The organism is Paraclostridium sp. (genome assembly GCF_051656405.1).
Classification (GTDB): domain Bacteria; phylum Bacillota; class Clostridia; order Peptostreptococcales; family Peptostreptococcaceae; genus Paraclostridium.
The window spans coordinates 26,951-44,511 of the sequence record NZ_JBOGBV010000082.1 but is presented as its reverse complement, the minus strand read 5'-3'; the positions used below and the strand labels follow the sequence as shown (position 1 = coordinate 44,511).

The window sequence follows — 17,561 nt, the reverse complement described above, 5'->3', positions numbered from 1 at the left end:
AATCTCACCCTTTACTCATTTAACCAACTATTTACTAGGTCTGTAACTTGATCTGGATTATCAGCTGCAAATTGTTTAACTTCATCTTCTAAGCTAATATTTTCCTCATCCTCTTCTTCGTTACTATTTAATCTATTTTGTTCTAACTCTTCTAGTTTTTTGTTGATTAGTTCTATTTCATCTTCTTCATCTACATAATCTAGTTCACTAGATGCTTTCTTTTTCTTTATAATCATATAAATTATTGTACCTATTATTAAAAGTAAAATAATTACACTCAGTACACCTGCTATAATTAACACCCTTCCTAATGATTTGTCCTTACTTATAGCACTCTTTATAACTCCAAATGTAGAAGTATCTTCGTCTTCTGAGCCAAATCCCATAGAAACTACCTTAACACTATCTCCTCTTTTAGGTTGCATACCAACTGCATTTGCTACCATGCCTTCAACATTTCTTAGTTCTGCACTAGTAAGTGTTCCATTTATTGCAACTGAAGCAGTTATTCTATTTATGCCACCTTTAGCTTTTATTACTTTTGTCTCAGTTTTCCCAGTTTGATATTCTACTTCTTGCTGAGTATCTTCATCTGTTCCTTTTCCACTTTCATTAATATTACTCATATTATTATCTACAGCTCCGCCTGAGTTTTGTCTTTCACTCGACTTACTGTTTGACTTTGATTCCTTTGTAATTACTTTATTTGGATCTATTATAAGTTCAGTTTTTTCACTTGAATCGAAATCTAAATCTGTATTAACACTAGCTCTTATATTTCCTTCTCCAAATATAGGTTCTAACAGACCTAGTATCGATCTTTCTAAGTCTTTACTTAAGTCTTTTTCAGCTTTAATAGATTCATCAACTTCACTTAAGCTATTTGTATGTACATTTCCTTTATCGTCTATTAATCCATCTGATAACAATTTCATATTTTGATCTATTACTTCAACATTTTGTTTTGGTACGTTTTGTGTACTCGCTGAAACAAGCGACATTATAGATATTACTTGATCTTGTTTTAAAGTCTGTCCTGGATTTAACTCTACATAAACTGCAGCTTTCCCAGGTACTGTTTCATTAGCAAATACAGATTCTTCTCCTTGAGTTATATGAACTCTAGCACTTTGTACTTGAGGAAAAACTTTTATGGTTTTTTCAATTTCACCTTGAATCATTCTTTGCTTTTTAATTTGGAATTCTTCATCAGTCATCCCAAATGATGATCCCCCATCCATTAACTCAAATCCCTTAGATCCATTAGAAATATTACTTGATAATTCCATTCTAAGTTTATCTACGTCTCCTTTTGGTACTAAAATACTATCGCCTTTTATTTTAGTTTCAATCTTTTTCGACTCTAGCTCTTTAGTTACCACCGTAGCATCATTAGAATCTAATCCTGAAAAAAGCACTGCATATTTATTTGATTTTGCATAATTAATTCCAAATATTCCTGCTACAACCAAAGTCACAATTGCAGTTGCAATTATTATTTTCTTTTTTTTAGGAAGCTCAATAAATTGATCTTTTTTTACGATTACAAAATCTTTTGTTTTTTGCGGAAATTCCTTTATATTCATTTAAAATTCTCCTTGCTATGAAGTTATAATTGGACTCTATTTAGCTCTTGATAAGCTTCATATATCTTGTTTCTAACCTCAATCATCAACTGCATTGACAATTGCGCTTCTTGAGCTGACAACATTACATCATGCATAGAGACTTTTTCTCCTTTTATAAGGTCTTGAATTTTTTGATTTGATTGTACCTGCTTATCATTAACTTTATCTAATGCTTCTTTTATTACATCTCCAAAGTTATTTTCTTTTTCAACTTTTCCTGTGTTACTAGCTCCCGTAAGTAAATTGTTATTTGTTGCTATATTGTTTATTGCATTTATAGTACTTATTCCACTCATAAACTACTCCTTTTACCTACCTATTTCTAAAGCTTTTGAAATCATACTTTTTTGTGCATTTAATGTATCTATATTTGATTCATAAGATCTAGATGCTGTCATTAAATCAGTCATCTCAACTAAAATATCTACATTTGGATACTCCACATAACCTTGGGCATCTGCATCTGGGTTATTTGGTTCGTATAATTTTCTTAGTGGAGACTTATCCTCCTCTATAGCTACTGATTTCACGCCTAGCATCCCTAATTTTTTATCATAATTTTCTTCAAATACAGGCACTTTTCGTCGATAAGCTCCGCCCTCAGGTGTCCTAGTTGTTTTCATATTAGCTATGTTTGATGAAACAACATCCATTCTTAATCGCTCTGCCGAAAGTGCACTTGCACTTATTCTCATTCCTGAAAAAATGCTCATTTACTTACCTCCCTGTTATTACACTTCTACTCATCCCTAGTTTTATATTCGTTAAAGTTATAAGTGCGTTATATTCAAGAGTTGTAGCCGCCTGGTTAACTTTTTCATTTTCTAAATCAATGTTATTACCATCTTCTCTGACTTTTGATGATGTATCTGTTTTTATATCAGGCTTAGTATTTTTATCCATAGACTCTTTTAGTGTATTTTCAAACTCTACATATTTTCTCTTGTAATTTGGAGTATTAATATTTGCAATGTTATTAGCAATAACTCTACTTCTTAATTCTGTTGCATCTAATCCTGATTTTAGTAAATTGTAAACTTCCATTTTCCCCTCCAATGCTTAAAATGTTTTTTAGAATTAAAAAAAACTACTCTGAAAGAGTAGTTCATCACTTTTATAGAATATTATTACTAATTTTTTATTTGAAAATTAAAACAAAACGAGAAAAGAAAATTAATCATAATTATAACTTCATCGTGAATTTTTACACAAATAGTTTTTATAACAAAAGTATATGCAAATTTTATGTATTTTAAAAATACACACACTTCACCAATATGTATTAATATGATTTTATAGATTTTCTTAAAATTTTTAGTATCTCTTTGCTTAATTTTACAATTTCAATATTAGCAATGATAACAAAAAGTTTTATTAACTCTTCGGTAACTGGCGAGCATAGCTTTTCAAAGCCTTAGCCCCTATAGTTTTGCGTAGCTAGATTTCCCTAGTTTTGCCCTTAAATATCATTTTTCGACTTACACTTACATTTTATACCAAAATATCACTTATTTCAAGCTTTTACTTTTATTTTGGATAATTCTAAAATTTGATTTTTTATAACAGAATAATTCATTATTCTACATTAATTTGCAAAAGCTTCTCATTTAGTTTAATAATCGGCATTTTAATTTGAAACTGTATAGTTTTTTTGAAATTTATAAATTTTTTTTATATTTTTATTTCATTTAGTGATTTTATAATTTTCCTCAATTTTTTTCTGATATACTAAGATTTATTCATATATACATTGCACAGGAGGTACAAAATTGAAAACTTTAAGTTTAGTTATGATTACAAAAAATGAAGAATTAAAAATTAGACGTTGTCTAGAGTCTGTTAAAGACTTCGTTAGCGAAATAATAGTTGTTGATACTGGTTCAACAGATAAAACAAAAGAAATAGCTTTGAAGATTGGTGCCAAGATATTCGACTATGAATGGAACAATAATTTTTCTGATGCTAGAAACTTTGCAATTAAACAATCTAGTGGAGACTGGAATTTAATTTTAGATGCTGATGAAGTCTTATCAAATTTAAATATAGATAAAATCAATAATTTTATTAATTCTAAAGAAAACATCATTGGTAAAATTAAAGTAATAAATTTATTTGAACAAGACAATGAAGTTAAAAAATCTAATGCATTTATTTCAAGGCTAGCTCCAAAAGGTGTATACTTCGAAAGACGCATACATGAGCAATTAGATATGTCTTTACCTAGAGAAATTGTTGATATAGAAATAGAACATGACGGATATTTAAATACAAATAAATTTGATAGAAATATTTCTTTAATTCTAAATGAATTAAAAATTAATTCAAACGATTCATATCTTCTATATCAAGCCGCTAAAACTTACTATAGTGCTAGTATGTATGTGGATGCGTCCCCATACTTTGATAAATTTTATAACAATGTAAATTTTGATAAAGACAATTTTTTTAATGACGGTATAATTCTTTATATATACAATTTGATTAAAGTCAATCAATTTGAAAAAGGTCTTGAAATTATTGATAACGTGTTTGATCTAATGAATAATTCTTGTGACTTTTACTTTGCTTGTGGAGTATTTTTTACAGAATTAGTTTCATATAACCCTGAAAAGTATATGAATTATTTTAATAATATAGAGTTTTCCTATTTAAATGCCTTGCAACTTGGAAAATATACTAAATTTGAAATAGTTGATGGAACTGGTACTTATTTGGCGGCTTTTAATTTAGGTCTATTTTATGAATTGATAGGAGATTCTGTAAAAGCCTTAAAATACTATGAACTCTCTTATAGTTTTAATTATTCAAAAGCCTTAATTCCTATAAATCGTATAAAAGAAAAAAAATAAAGGTTTGAAACTTAAGTTTCAAGCCTTTATTTTTTCTTTATTAATTAAGTTTATCTAATTTTAATTAGTTTTTAAATGTAAAAATAAGTTTTTTGTACATATCTTTAATTTTATACTTAGGTTCCCATCCAAGACTCCTTATCTTTGATGATGATAACCTAAGCTCTGTTTTTTTTGCATATCCATATATGTTACTTTCTGGTATGTCAAAAACAACTTTAATTTTTCTATTTGCAATTTCATTTGCTACAAGTTCTGCCATTTCAAAAACAGTCATAGTAGATTCTTCATTTGCTATATTATAAGCTTCTCCATTAATCCCATAGTTCAATAAAATGAAAAGTGCACTAACTGCATCTTCTGATTCTACATAGTTTCCAACAGAATCCCCCTCTGTATGAAGCACAATATCTTTATTTTCTATAACACATTTTGCAAATTGAGAAAATACCCTTGTATCATTTTTCAACGTTCCCTCACCGAATGTTTGAGCCAGTCTAGCTATTTTAACAGGTACATCATACTCTTTATAATATGAAAAGCAATAATGCTCTGCCATCTGTTTACCAAGTGGATAGCAGCTTCTTTCTGACAATATTTCTATAGTTCCAATATTATTTTCATCTGTTCTATCCCCATCACTACTTATAACTCCATAAACCTCCATAGATGAAATATATACCATACTACTTACATTGTACTTTTTAGCTATATTTAGAATATTTTTAGTTCCTAGAACAATTCCATCAGCAGTTTCTACAGGTCTCAAAATCATCTCAGATGATTTTGTTGTTGCCGCACAATGAAATATATAGTCTATACTGCTAATATCATTTTGAACTAATAAATCTAGATGGCCTAAATTTATTAAATCACCTTTGATAAACTTTAAGTTGAATTGATCAAAATTAGAATACATCTCCAACGCTTTGTCTATATCTCTAACAAGTCCTATTATTTTAATTTTCCCATTTTTATAATTATCAGATTTAATTATAGATTTTGCTATAATGGATCCAATAAATCCTGTTATTCCTGTTATAAAATAAGTTCCTTCTTTTATCTTTGATTTACTATTCATATATTCCATAATTAACATATACCTGTTTCTTCTAAAATTAATTTTTTTATTTGTGTTGAGCTAGTCCCCTTTGTATAATTAAAAAATTCTATATTAGATCCAACTTCATTAAGCTTTTGTTTATCAATGTTCCAACTTTCATTTCCTTTCCAGTCATCTCCTGAAAATAAACAGTCAAAATGATATAAATTCCAAGCATCCATTTTATTAATATTTTTAAAGGTCACTTTAACCACATCATCTACACACTTAATATTTTTAATTATTTCCATTCTTTCTAAATCTGGTATATATGGTTTCTTACCTTTAAAATGTTCAACTAACTCATCCGATAAAACTCCAACCCTTAAGCTATCACATCTATCTTTTGCATTTTTTAGTACATTTAAATGACCTACATGAAACAAGTCAAAAACTCCTGCAATATATCCAGTCTTATACTTTTTCAACTTCATATTCCTCCAACTCTGGTAATCTTTCTAATATCCATTCACGCTTTTTTGAATATATGTAATAATCTTTAATTCCCATGTTACTTAACTGCCTACTTATCTCCGGAAAATAAATACTACATATAATAATGTGTAGTTTTTGTCCATTTTTTAATAACTCATCTGGAGATTTTATATTAATACCATACTTTTGCGTTCCCCATTTATTACAATCGTTGTCTACAAGAAAACTTGGTTTGAATTTTTTTCCATATCTATTCATATATGCATCAAGCATTTCTCCAGCTCCAAATATAACAACTTGCTTTTGATTTAAAGTTCTAAATATATCTGTAAACCTTAATTCTATACCTTTATTTATATCTATATATGATTTTTCACTGTTATAGTATCCATTATGATGAGGCTTTCTTTCTTCTAAAGGAGGTAACTTCATGTAGTCATCTCCAAATATTTTTTTTAAAAATCCATCATATTCTATTGGTATAGGTACTTTTAGATTTTCAAATGTTTTGTATTTAACATCTCTAAACCACTTAGCTTTATATAATTCTTTTTCATAGCATTTATACTGCGTTAATATTCCTACATTTTTGGTTTTTTTATTTTTAGCTATACTACACCACTTATTTAGTCTAAAGCAAATTTCTTTATGTGTTAACATATTAGCTATCTTTTTTAATAATTTCATTTTTAAAAAAGAAATGTCTAAAAAACAATCATTATCTCTGCTATATATTTTTGCGAACATAATTTGCTGATAAAAACATACCATGTGTCTTTGTAGTTTTCTAAATAAATAAAAATTAGGGACGTTATCTATAGCAGTTATATCAATCCATATACCAGCATTAAAATCATGTCCATAGTGTATGTATTCATAACCTGTAGTCCTACTATCTCTTAGTCTTGAAAATCCACCACCGAAAAAATCAATTTCATTTTCTTGCGTTTGATAAAAGTACGGATCTTCAAACTCTTTTGTAGCAATTTCCTTTAGCTTATCATAATCTTCTCTTGGCATTGCAATATCAATATCGTCATCCCAAGGTATATAACCATTATGTCTTATCGCTCCTAATAGACTACCATAGGTTAAATAAAATTTTAAATTATTCATCTCACAAACTTCTTGAAACTTTTTTAATAAATCCAACTGAACAGCCCATATTTTTTTACTATGAGATGTAACTAGATAATCATCTCTAACTTCTGAGTCTAAAAAATTTTTATCCATATTATAATCCTGTTAATAATTTTGAATTTTGATTTATTATATTTTTGTCTACATCTACCCATGAAAGATAGTTCTTATAAATTTCAAACTGCCTATTTTCCATTACAAATTTTATATCAATTGATTCGTAAAAATCCCATAAATTATTTAATCCATATTTATCTTTTAATTCCTCTTTAGCTAACTCTATATTATCTGTTTCTTTAATAAGAAGATATGTATATTTAATTGCTCTAAACATTACATAATTTGCAGGAAAATAATCCATTTTAAATTCTTGATCAAAGTAAATTAATTTATCATATTCATAAAAACAGTTTACCGGAACCATATCAATATATGCATTTTTCAGTATAATCCCCATATCAAGAGTTTCTTTACTAAATTGATTTAAATAGCATAAATTTTGATTCACATGCTCAGATGACTTTAATATATCTTTGTATAAAGAATCAAATAAATTTAAAGCCTTGTCTCTATCATATTTAATATAATTTTTTAAAACCTTAGATAGTGTATTAGCTTTTAAAAATGGCATGTTTAATTCGTTATTTTTTATTTTTGTATTTACAGTATTCAAACCTCTTAATTCCAACTCTTTTATATTATTGTAAGAATCATTTATACCTTGTACACCTTGAGAAAATAGTGGCTTTTTTTTAACTGTTTTATCACTATAAATGACTGTAGCATATGCATTTTCTGCTTTTCTATCAGTAGAAATTGCCGCATAATCAATTTTGCATTCAACATCTATTTCTCTACATTCAATTAAAAATGAGTTCGCAAATACTTCAAAAACATTATTTTCTATAATATCATCATATAGAGACATCTCATCTGCAATCAATGACTTCGAATTTAAATAATAAGGCATTACCCTTTCCTTTAAAGACCCTTTTGGTAAATATGTATCCGAGTAAATTTCTTGAGTAAATTTATAATCAGGAACTGGATAATAAAATTTATTTATTTTTAATCCTGAATTCTTGATAATATTTTCTAGTTCAAACTTAGTATATAAAGTTCTTCCATTTTTTTTAAATCTTTTATTTATGCCATCAAATGGATTTTCTAATGTTGGGTAAGAAGCTCCACAAAAATATTTTAATCCTAATCTATTTTCTGTAGCTATCAAAATAACTCCTTCAGGTTTGAGTAACGACCTCATTTTTGTCAAAAATCCAGGTATATTTTCTATAAGCTCTATAGTCCCTATAATAATTATGTAGTCATATTTTTTATTTAAATTTATGATTTTTTCAATACTGTTAAAAATCTCTAAGTTATTTCTATTTTCATATCTTTTTAAAATACATTCTGATCTAAGTTTATCACTTTCAATGCATGTAACAGATTTACACTTTTCGCAAAGCATACCTGTAAGAGCTCCAAATTCTCCACCTATTTCAAGTAAGTCCGCTCCTTCTTTGAAATCATACCAATTTAAAATAGACTGCCTCGTTTTGCTAAAGTTAAAAAAGACTTCAAAATTATTGTCCTTGATAAGAATTTCATCAAAGTCCTCTGATTTATTATTGCTAATGTAATTTTTAATTTTTAAATCTAAGGTATTATAATTCTTATCATCAGTGCTATAACTACTTTTATATGAATTTGACAATCCTTTCACCTACTTTCATTGTAACGGTATCATACCTTGTCCTAAATCATCTCGAAGCATTAAATTACTAAGTTCATTACAACCTTCTCGTGTATACGGATACTCTTTTAAACTATATATATAATCTATGAATTCCACACTTATATTTTCATTTTCAACAAACATATTTTTCAAAAAATCTTTAAAGTAATTTTTTATACAGCTTTGTAGTGTTTCTAAATAAATAAATTCACTTGTATTTCTAGTCTCTTCTCCATATATTAGCTCTCCATTTTGATCAATACTTATTAAAGTTGGTTTAAACGAAGTAAAAATAGTTTCTAGTAGCATATAATTTTCAGCTAAAAAACTTTGAAATCCATAAGATAAAAATCCATTATTAAACATAGATTTTATATTAAGCTTATTTCTTTCTTTATTTAAATTCATATATCTACATAAATATAATCCATCTAATTTAAAATCCATAATTTTTTCTAAAAAATATTGGCATGTCCCTGATGATGCAAGGTCTACAAAAGCATATTTTTTATCTTTTTTTAGATTTAAATTTTCAATATATTTTAGATAGTTATTTCTAATTCGTCTTGACTCTTTATAAATATCAGCTTCATATTCTAATGCATATTGAAATGTATCTTTATATATTTTTTCATCATACTTTTTTATTTCATTTTCATTTAGTTCAAATCTTCTTATAAGCAATTGTTCTGGAGAATGTGCAAATGGAGATTCACATATCCACTTAATATCACTTTTATTTTCTATATTAGATTTTATACATACAGTACGTGATGTTTGAAAATATAAATCCTCTACATTTGAATTTACTTTAATATATTTCCTAGCAATATTAAATAATTGTTGAACTAAATATCCATCTCTAGCTGCAAATAAAATTGTATCATATTCGTTTTTTCTAGTTTGTTCTATAATCCACAAAACAAACTTAACTGCAATTGGACTTATAAACAAATATCCAAATGTTTTTATATCATCAACAACTAATAATCCATCACTTTTGTATAATGCAAACGGACTATTAAATGCGTACGCTATAAACATAGCACACATACTTCGTTCATTAACAGAATGTGCATTCAATAATAAATCTGAATACCCAGATATGTTTGCCATATCAATAGGGGATTTAATCTTTAAAGTGTCACATTTACTTCTTATATTTCTTTCATTTTTATCTGTTACTAAAAACAGATTATTTTTATCAAATTCATCAAATGAGAGTTTATCTATTAAATATAGACTTTCTAAATTTAATTCTAAATTATTTATAATAAACTTATTTATGTTCTCATTAGAGTATACAGTATCATTGTATAAATACACTTTTTTACTCTTATTTATAGCATATCTTATCCCCTCTACTATATCATTTCTAAAAACGATCATGCTTGTCCAAGATTCGATCTCAAATTGTTTAAATTGTAGTAAACTTTTTTCTGAAATAGATAATTTTTTTGCTAGTTTAAGGTATAATTCATTCAACTCTATATTCGTATTTAATTCTTCTTTTGCTGCTTTAAAAAAGTTTGCTGCTTCTTGTAGTCCAATTTCTTTTGATTTATGTGCTAAGATTTCATAAAAATCTACTCGATTTAAATATTTTGTAGTAAATAAAATCTCTGATATAGTAAGACTTACCGAATCATGCCTATCTATTTGATTTATAAAAATCTCTTTGCTTATATCAAAATAGTTATTCATAAGAATATTTTTCTTGTTATATTTATACAATTGAAATAAATCTCTTCCATGGAAATTACATACCTTTATTCCATTTTTTAAACAGTCATACCCAATTCTTGTAAATATAGTTTTTGTTGAGCTCGGCTGTGCCATAATTATAACTAATGTAGTTTTTTTGATATATACCTCTTCCATTGTAATTATAGGAATCCCGCAAAATGAATCTTCATTACAAAATTTATCTATAACTCCTATGAAATTATATTCTGGAAAATTTTCAATGACACACTTTGTTCTAAATCCAGTTCCATATAATACGATATCAGATTTTTTGTATTCACTAAAAATATTATTAAATGATTCTATGATTAAATCTTGTTCTACCATTTTGATTTCTCCTTAAATAACTGCATACAAAATAGTTTCTGCAGGATAAATACTATAATGTCTTATATAAAACTTGTATTCTGGTACTAAGTTTTTAATAAGTATAGGAATGTTTATTAAATCATCACTTTTGTGGTATATAGAAATTGCCAATTTAGGTTTCTGTTTCTTAATAATTTCTACCGAACCTTTCAAAGCTTCCAATTCCATGCCTTCAATATCCATTTTTATAAATGTTATTTCTTTTGATTCTAGCATTTGATCTAATGTCTCTATTGATATTTCTGCATTACCATTATCACTTACATATGAACTTCCATTTTGAGTTGAAGTAAATTTTAAACATTCCTTTTTCGATCCACAACCACGATTATATATTTCTATATTGTTTAATTTATATTTTTCTTTCATTTTCATACATTTTTCAAAATTAGATACATCTGGCTCAAATGCATATGATTTACCTTCACAACATACATTAAGAAAATTCATTGTTGTTTGTAAATCAAGGGCTCCACAATCAACAAAATACTCTTTTTCAGTTAAACTTAATAGTTCCTTATCAAAATACTGTTTTGTAGTATCCGCTGATCCACCATATATATCTTCTTTTCTAATACCATTTTGGATTAAAAATTTATATATCTCATCAAAGTACATTTCTGTACCAATAACAATAGCAATTTTATTTGATTTATAATCATCAAATAACTGCTTCGGAGAAATTACAGGAATTATCTTACTTCCAGATAAACTTGTATTTCTATCACAGAATACATCAACTTCAATACCTGATGATTTCAAAATCCAGTAAAGAGCATCTCCTTCTCCCCCTGCACCATAAATTACAATTTTAGTTTCATCAGTAAGATTTTTAATTCTAGATATTAGATTTTCCCATGAAAAATTATCGGATATTCTTTGTACATACTTATCTACTATATTTGAAATGTATCTAAAATCACCAGTAATGTTATAGTTTAATCTATTTAAAAATATTTCTTTCGACTCTAAATCGCAAAGCCATCTATAAACTTGTTCTAAATCTGTAATCATAATTTTTGCATTTCCCTCTCTAAAGCTTTATCTAAAAAGCAAAATATTTTTTCTCCGCAAGTGCCATCTATATTGTCTATAACCTGTGAGTATGCTTTAATTTGTTCTTCAACTAAATGTTCATAATTAGATAAGTACTTGATAAATGCATCAAGTGTAAAAATATTAGATTCTCTGATTGCATACGGAAGATTATCTCCCATCTTATCAAACCCTTGTTTCATAAGTTTTTCAATAGTTTCATCTTCTATATTATTTATACTTATAACTTCACAAGAATTATTTTCTAAATCTATTAATCTAAACTTATTATCATAGGCTGACATTGTGGCAAGTTTTGCGTTGCCCACTTTTTTAGCAAAGTAATAATTGCTTCCCCAGAATATATTTTCATTTGTGACTTCTGGTAAACTCAAATTAATTTGTTCTAATTTCCCACTTTTTTTATCTATAGATATAAACATATTTGAAGTTTTAGGTACAGCAATAATTTTTTCATCGAAATCTATAAATCTTAAAAAACACTCTGAATCTCCCTTAAAATCTTTTGGATAAGAATTGTATACTTTACTTTCACTAGTTTCTTTATTCCAACGCACTATATCTTTTCCTTTAAATGGATTTAGCCAGAAATATTTACCATCAAATACCATATCCCAGTATGTATGCCCTTTATCTCCTACTTCATATATCATATATGTTCCCTTATCCATATCAAATTCTAAAATGTAATTTGATTGTACTGAAGATAAGTATAGTTTATTTTCTATTTCAACTACACCATACATAAAATTATATCCACCGTCATACCCAGTAATTTTTTTTAATTTAGTAATGCATTTGCTATGATATTTTACTTTTTCTTGTTCCATATCAAATTCTACTATAGCATCGTATGCTGTAGGTATCATAAACAACTTATTATTATAAGTGATGCCTCTCATAAAATTACAGTATTTAGCTTGTTTTATTTCTTGAGTAGAAATTGCTTTAGTTTTAATATTGTAAACACATATCTCTCTTGAACTCATAGGTATAAGTATTAATTTTTCTTTGTATTTAATAATCTCACAGTATGAGCGTACTATATTCCCCGAATTAAAAGGTAACTTCTTTACGAATTCAATCTTTTGATTATCTATATCATAAGTAAATAATGCAGGTAAAAAGTTATGTACAAACCATAATTTATTATCTATTTTTATAAAATCAGAAAAACATAGGTTATTTTCCATTATCTGATTATTATAACTTGATAATTTGTTTTCTAAAAGAAATATAGGTTTCCCCTGAACTCCAAATAAATGTACTAATGATGACGTTTCTTCTCCTATATATGCATCTGCACTTTTAACTGCTTTTGTCACATCTGAAGATTTATCTAAAACTCCAATATCTTCAGTTAAAAACATATTTTTTAATTTTTTATACTTAGGCTCAAGTTCTTTTGCCATAGAGGTTATAGTTGCTTCAGTAAGCGGGTGAGGTCTCCACACTAACTTAACGTCTTCCCTGCCTTTAAAACAATCAAAAACATCATTCATTTTATCTATAGCTTTTTCACGTTCTTGCAAAATGCTTGAAATACTCGTATTGTAAAGAATTACTTTTTTTTCAGAATTATTTAAATCGTCCTCGCTTGTCCCTAATTCTAAATTATTACTTACTATATTATCTATTTTAGGAGAACCTAACGGAACTAATTTATCTTTAAATTCTTTGTGAAAATAATTTTTAAAATTATTATTTTGAGTAAATATAAAATCTATATTTTCATATGAAGGAAGATTATAAAAACTATCAGCTTGACTTCCTCCAGTTACATAGTATGGAACATATGCTAATATTTCTGTATTCTTTTTTAATTCATAAGAGTAATATTTGGGTAACACTGATGCTACTGTATTATATTCATCACAAGGATTGTGAATTATTATAATTTCAGGATGATTTTTATCAATTTCATAATTTAAGAAAGAAGTTATACCAACATATTCAGGAAATTGTTCGCCTTCCCATTTTACAGTCCCGTTCACTTCACTTCCGTTTTTTTCTATATATGGTATCGGCATAACTTTAACATCGTAACGATTATCTTTGCTTACAGAAATCCAAATACTTTCCATGCTATCCCACATAGATGCTTTATATGGTAAAAACAAAATTTCATACCTTTCAGGTATTAACTTAATACATTTCTTCGTATTCTGTATAAATAAATCCATATTTTTTAGTATATTTTTTTTAGAAGTTTTATCTATTTCTTCATCATTAACTTGATAAACTAATTCACAATACTGCTCCAAGATAGAGACAACATCCTCATACCCATCTTCTTCTAATATATTTTTTCCAACATGTACAGCTGTTTGCTGGCATTCTATCAATAAATTTACATCTATTTTACTTAAATTTTTTCTAATATTTTTATGTACTTCTAGTAAAAATTTACAATTCTGAATCAATTGTTTTTTTATATAAAATCGCATATGATTATCCTTTCTATAATGCAAGACAAGCTGCTGAATCAAACTCTCTACTACAGAATTCATCCTTTAAAGTAGTATCTTTAAATATACTAGCCGAAATTAAACTATATCCATTTTTAATGTTCTTTAGAATCTCATCTACAAGTAATATTTCATTGCTAGATACCTTACCACTAGGTACAAGGTCCATATCAAAATAAAAATCCAAGATTCCCTTATGAACTTCTTTAATCTTTTCAATTTGATAATTACTTCTTGATTCATCAAGATACTTAGCTAATCCATTTTCGTCAAAGTTTTTTATAGATGGTTCATAAGATGTCATTATATTTTCTAAGAAAATATAGCTATCAAACATACAACTTTGTTTTTCATATACAAACTTAGATTCTAGTAATGTGCTAATATCTAAGTTTAACTTACCTTCATAATCTTCTAATACTTTTAAGAAATATAGACCTTTTAGATTTTTATTCATTATTTTCTCTAAATTCATTTGACATGTTCCAGAAGATACAAAGTCAAAAAAACCTATATTTGCATCATCTTTTAATTCAAGTGACTCAATATATTTTAAATAATTGGCTCTAGCTTCCTTTACTTTACCTAAAATTAAATCTCTATGTCTTAAAATATATTTTTCATCAGATTCTCCATGTTCCTTAGCTTTTATATCATTTACATCTAAGAAAAATCTAGTTTGCAACATCTCCTCAGCACTCCCTGAAAAAGCTAATGATGATATGTATTTTATATCTTCTTCATCTTTGATTCCTGCTATCGCAGAACTCATTCTCGATGTTTTAAAATAAATTATATTTAGCTTATTATCTAAATTCAATTTTTTTGATTTTAAAATTTCATTAATTATAAATCCATCTCTTGCTGATAGTAATAAAGTATCTATTCCTTCATTTTTTACTTTACCTAACATCCATTCTATAAAAGTAAATATAAACGGCCCTATTAAGCTATATCCAAAATCATAATTATTATTAATAGCTATTTTTCCTTCAGTTTTATAAAAAGCAAATGGATTATTCAGGGCATTTGATATGAAATTCCCTATTATACATCTACTTCTAAAATCATTATCATACTTTTTAAGTGTTCTTAAATTAGATAGGTCCATCATATCAATTGAAGATTTAATTGAATAAGTGTCTAATCCATTTAGTTTCGCCATATTTCCATCTGCTTCGTAATTATCTCCAATATGTAAATATTTTTCCTTTTTTGTAAGATCTAAATAGTAATTATACAAACCATTACACTTAGATTTTCCGTAGTCACATGATACCATTAATTTCTTATATCCTTGAATTCCAAAATTATTTAATATTGGCTCTAAAATCTCTTTGCTTAAGTACATATCTGAGATTAAATATACATCAATATCTTTACTTACTAACCATTTTAATAACTCTACCATCTCAGTTCTAGGAATAAGTACTTCACGTTCTGTTTCAATTTCCAGTTTCATTAACTTTTCTTTAATTTCATCTGAAAAGTGCTCTTTTTCTTGACATCTATTATATATATCAATTATTTTAGGACTTTTCTCTAAATTAAGTTCTCTTTCAGCTTCTGTTCTAAGAGAATAAAAATCACCAAAATAAATATTATTTTCTTTTGCTTTTTTATCTACTATTTGAAAAACATCCACAGGATATAATGTTTTTCTCATGATAAGCGTATCAAACACATCAAAACTTATACATTCATAATTTTCATACACACTCTTTATATCATCAATGCTTTTATTGAAATACTCACTTTCTAACTGATTTTCATTTATAATATTTTCTATTAAACTTCCATTTATATCATAGACCTCAATGTTTTTAGAATTACATATATTTTCAATTCTTTGATATATTATTGATAGATTGCTAGCCCTAGCTATAATAACAATAGCATCAACATCCATATTTCCTATATCTGAAACAGATAATACTGGTTTCCCAAATATAACATCCCCTTCTTTTACAGGGTCCATAAGTCCAATGAAGTTAAAATCTGTAAATTCATCCAATACTACTTTTGTACTTTTTCCTATTCCATAAATAACTACTTTTTTGTCTTTTAGTTTTTTTAAATTTTTCTTAAAACTATCTATAATATACTCTTTCTCTGTCATCATAACTCTCCAATCTTTCTAACTCATGTAAGTTTTCTCTTAATTCAAGCATAGCTTTTAACATAAAAAAGTCTTTAGCTGTAGTCACCTTAATATTGTCCGATGGTCCAATTACAGTGTGTAATTTATTTCCATAGTAACTCATTAATGTTGCTGAATCTATAAAATCAACTTTTTTATCTTCTATAGACTTTTTATGAGCTTCTATTATGTCTTTTAAGTAAAAACTTTGCGGTGCTTTTGCTATTTTAACAGTATTTCTATCTATCAATCTATCAATTTTTCCGTCTTCATTAACAGATGCTATTGTTTCTATCTCATGCGCTACTGTAATCGCATTCCCATATGTTCGTACACTATTTATATTTTCTGTTATTGTGTAATTATCTATAATTGGTCTTACACCATCATGTATAAGAACTATATTATCATTATTTATTTCCAATTGTTTTTCTAACTCTTTTAATCCATTTAAAATAGATTCTTGTCCAGTACTACCTCCTGGAACTATCCATTTTACTTTTTTTATATTATGTTTTTTTAGTTCTAATTTTAAATAATCTATCCAACCTTCAATACAAACAACAATTATGTTATCAATTTGAACATGTCGTTCAAATTTTTCAATTGTGTGTAATAAAATTGATTTTCCATTTATTTGTAAAAACTGTTTAGGCTTTGCATTGTTATTCATTCTAACTCCTACTCCACCTGCAAATATTAATGCTGTTACCATAATGCCTCCTAAATTATTATTTAAGTAACAAATAAATTCCTTATACAAATCTTGGAATATGTTCATATACTCTTTTTACAATATAAACCATTATAATATATTTTTCGTCATTTTTTTCCTAAACTTTAGTGTTTGAAAAATATTCCCATCTTTTAAAGTTAATCATTCTATACTG

At 26.8% G+C, this 17,561-nt stretch carries 14 protein-coding genes and 1 riboswitch; of the genes, 1 reads left to right on the top strand and 13 read right to left on the bottom strand.

Annotated elements, in window-relative coordinates:
- Nucleotides 1-11: 11 nt before the first annotated feature.
- Genes fliF through flgB form a run of 4 tightly spaced genes read right to left on the bottom strand, consistent with a single transcriptional unit; the run spans nt 12 to nt 2,672 of the window.
- On the bottom strand, nt 12-1,586 hold the full coding sequence (fliF, locus tag ACRDDE_RS13340; protein WP_438628023.1) for a flagellar basal-body MS-ring/collar protein FliF: 1,575 nt from the start codon (nt 1,584-1,586) through the stop codon (nt 12-14).
- Nucleotides 1,587-1,609: 23 nt separating this feature from the next.
- The gene (gene fliE / locus ACRDDE_RS13335) at nt 1,610-1,924 is read right to left on the bottom strand and encodes a flagellar hook-basal body complex protein FliE (RefSeq protein WP_438628021.1); all 315 of its coding nucleotides are present in this window, start codon (nt 1,922-1,924) and stop codon (nt 1,610-1,612) included.
- A 12-nt stretch (nt 1,925-1,936) separates the two neighbouring features.
- Nucleotides 1,937-2,341 carry a flagellar basal body rod protein FlgC gene (flgC, locus tag ACRDDE_RS13330; protein WP_021429648.1) on the bottom strand — a complete coding sequence of 135 codons (405 nt, stop codon included), beginning with the start codon at nt 2,339-2,341 and terminating at the stop codon, nt 1,937-1,939.
- Between the two features lie 4 nt (nt 2,342-2,345).
- Nucleotides 2,346-2,672, bottom strand: a complete 327-nt coding sequence (gene flgB, locus ACRDDE_RS13325) for a flagellar basal body rod protein FlgB (RefSeq protein WP_438628019.1) — start codon at nt 2,670-2,672, stop codon at nt 2,346-2,348.
- A gap of 337 nt (nt 2,673-3,009) precedes the next feature.
- A riboswitch (cyclic di-GMP riboswitch) is annotated at nt 3,010-3,096 on the bottom strand.
- Nucleotides 3,097-3,397: 301 nt separating this feature from the next.
- Here flgB and ACRDDE_RS13320 point away from each other — a divergent pair.
- Nucleotides 3,398-4,477 carry a glycosyltransferase family 2 protein gene (locus ACRDDE_RS13320; RefSeq protein WP_438628017.1) on the top strand — a complete coding sequence of 360 codons (1,080 nt, stop codon included), beginning with the start codon at nt 3,398-3,400 and terminating at the stop codon, nt 4,475-4,477.
- A gap of 64 nt (nt 4,478-4,541) precedes the next feature.
- On the opposite strand, the gene ACRDDE_RS13315 is transcribed toward ACRDDE_RS13320, so the two are convergent.
- Genes ACRDDE_RS13315 through ACRDDE_RS13275 form a run of 9 tightly spaced genes read right to left on the bottom strand, consistent with a single transcriptional unit; the run spans nt 4,542 to nt 17,386 of the window.
- Nucleotides 4,542-5,576 carry an NAD-dependent epimerase/dehydratase family protein gene (locus ACRDDE_RS13315; protein ID WP_438628015.1) on the bottom strand — a complete coding sequence of 345 codons (1,035 nt, stop codon included), beginning with the start codon at nt 5,574-5,576 and terminating at the stop codon, nt 4,542-4,544.
- On the bottom strand, nt 5,570-6,007 hold the full coding sequence (locus tag ACRDDE_RS13310) for an adenylyltransferase/cytidyltransferase family protein (protein ID WP_438628013.1): 438 nt from the start codon (nt 6,005-6,007) through the stop codon (nt 5,570-5,572). The genes ACRDDE_RS13315 and ACRDDE_RS13310 overlap by 7 nt, the downstream gene beginning before the upstream one ends.
- Nucleotides 5,994-7,247, bottom strand: coding sequence for a LicD family protein (locus tag ACRDDE_RS13305; protein WP_438628011.1), 1,254 nt, complete (start codon nt 7,245-7,247; stop codon nt 5,994-5,996). Before ACRDDE_RS13305 ends, ACRDDE_RS13310 begins: the two co-directional genes overlap by 14 nt.
- A 1-nt stretch (nt 7,248) precedes the next feature.
- Nucleotides 7,249-8,871 (bottom strand): methyltransferase domain-containing protein, encoded by a 1,623-nt coding sequence (locus ACRDDE_RS13300; protein ID WP_438628009.1) that lies wholly within the window; start codon nt 8,869-8,871, stop codon nt 7,249-7,251.
- Between the two features lie 15 nt (nt 8,872-8,886).
- Complete coding sequence (locus ACRDDE_RS13295; protein ID WP_438628007.1) at nt 8,887-10,965, bottom strand: hypothetical protein; 2,079 nt, start codon at nt 10,963-10,965, stop codon at nt 8,887-8,889.
- A 12-nt stretch (nt 10,966-10,977) separates the two neighbouring features.
- A complete protein-coding gene (locus ACRDDE_RS13290) occupies nt 10,978-12,021 on the bottom strand; it encodes an FkbM family methyltransferase (protein ID WP_438628005.1) in 1,044 nt (347 codons plus the stop codon).
- On the bottom strand, nt 12,018-14,510 hold the full coding sequence (locus ACRDDE_RS13285; protein WP_438628003.1) for a hypothetical protein: 2,493 nt from the start codon (nt 14,508-14,510) through the stop codon (nt 12,018-12,020). Before ACRDDE_RS13285 ends, ACRDDE_RS13290 begins: the two co-directional genes overlap by 4 nt.
- Nucleotides 14,511-14,523: 13 nt before the next feature.
- On the bottom strand, nt 14,524-16,650 hold the full coding sequence (locus ACRDDE_RS13280) for a hypothetical protein (RefSeq protein WP_438628001.1): 2,127 nt from the start codon (nt 16,648-16,650) through the stop codon (nt 14,524-14,526).
- On the bottom strand, nt 16,622-17,386 hold the full coding sequence (locus ACRDDE_RS13275; RefSeq protein ID WP_438627999.1) for an IspD/TarI family cytidylyltransferase: 765 nt from the start codon (nt 17,384-17,386) through the stop codon (nt 16,622-16,624). The genes ACRDDE_RS13280 and ACRDDE_RS13275 overlap by 29 nt, the downstream gene beginning before the upstream one ends.
- Nucleotides 17,387-17,561 lie beyond the last annotated feature (175 nt).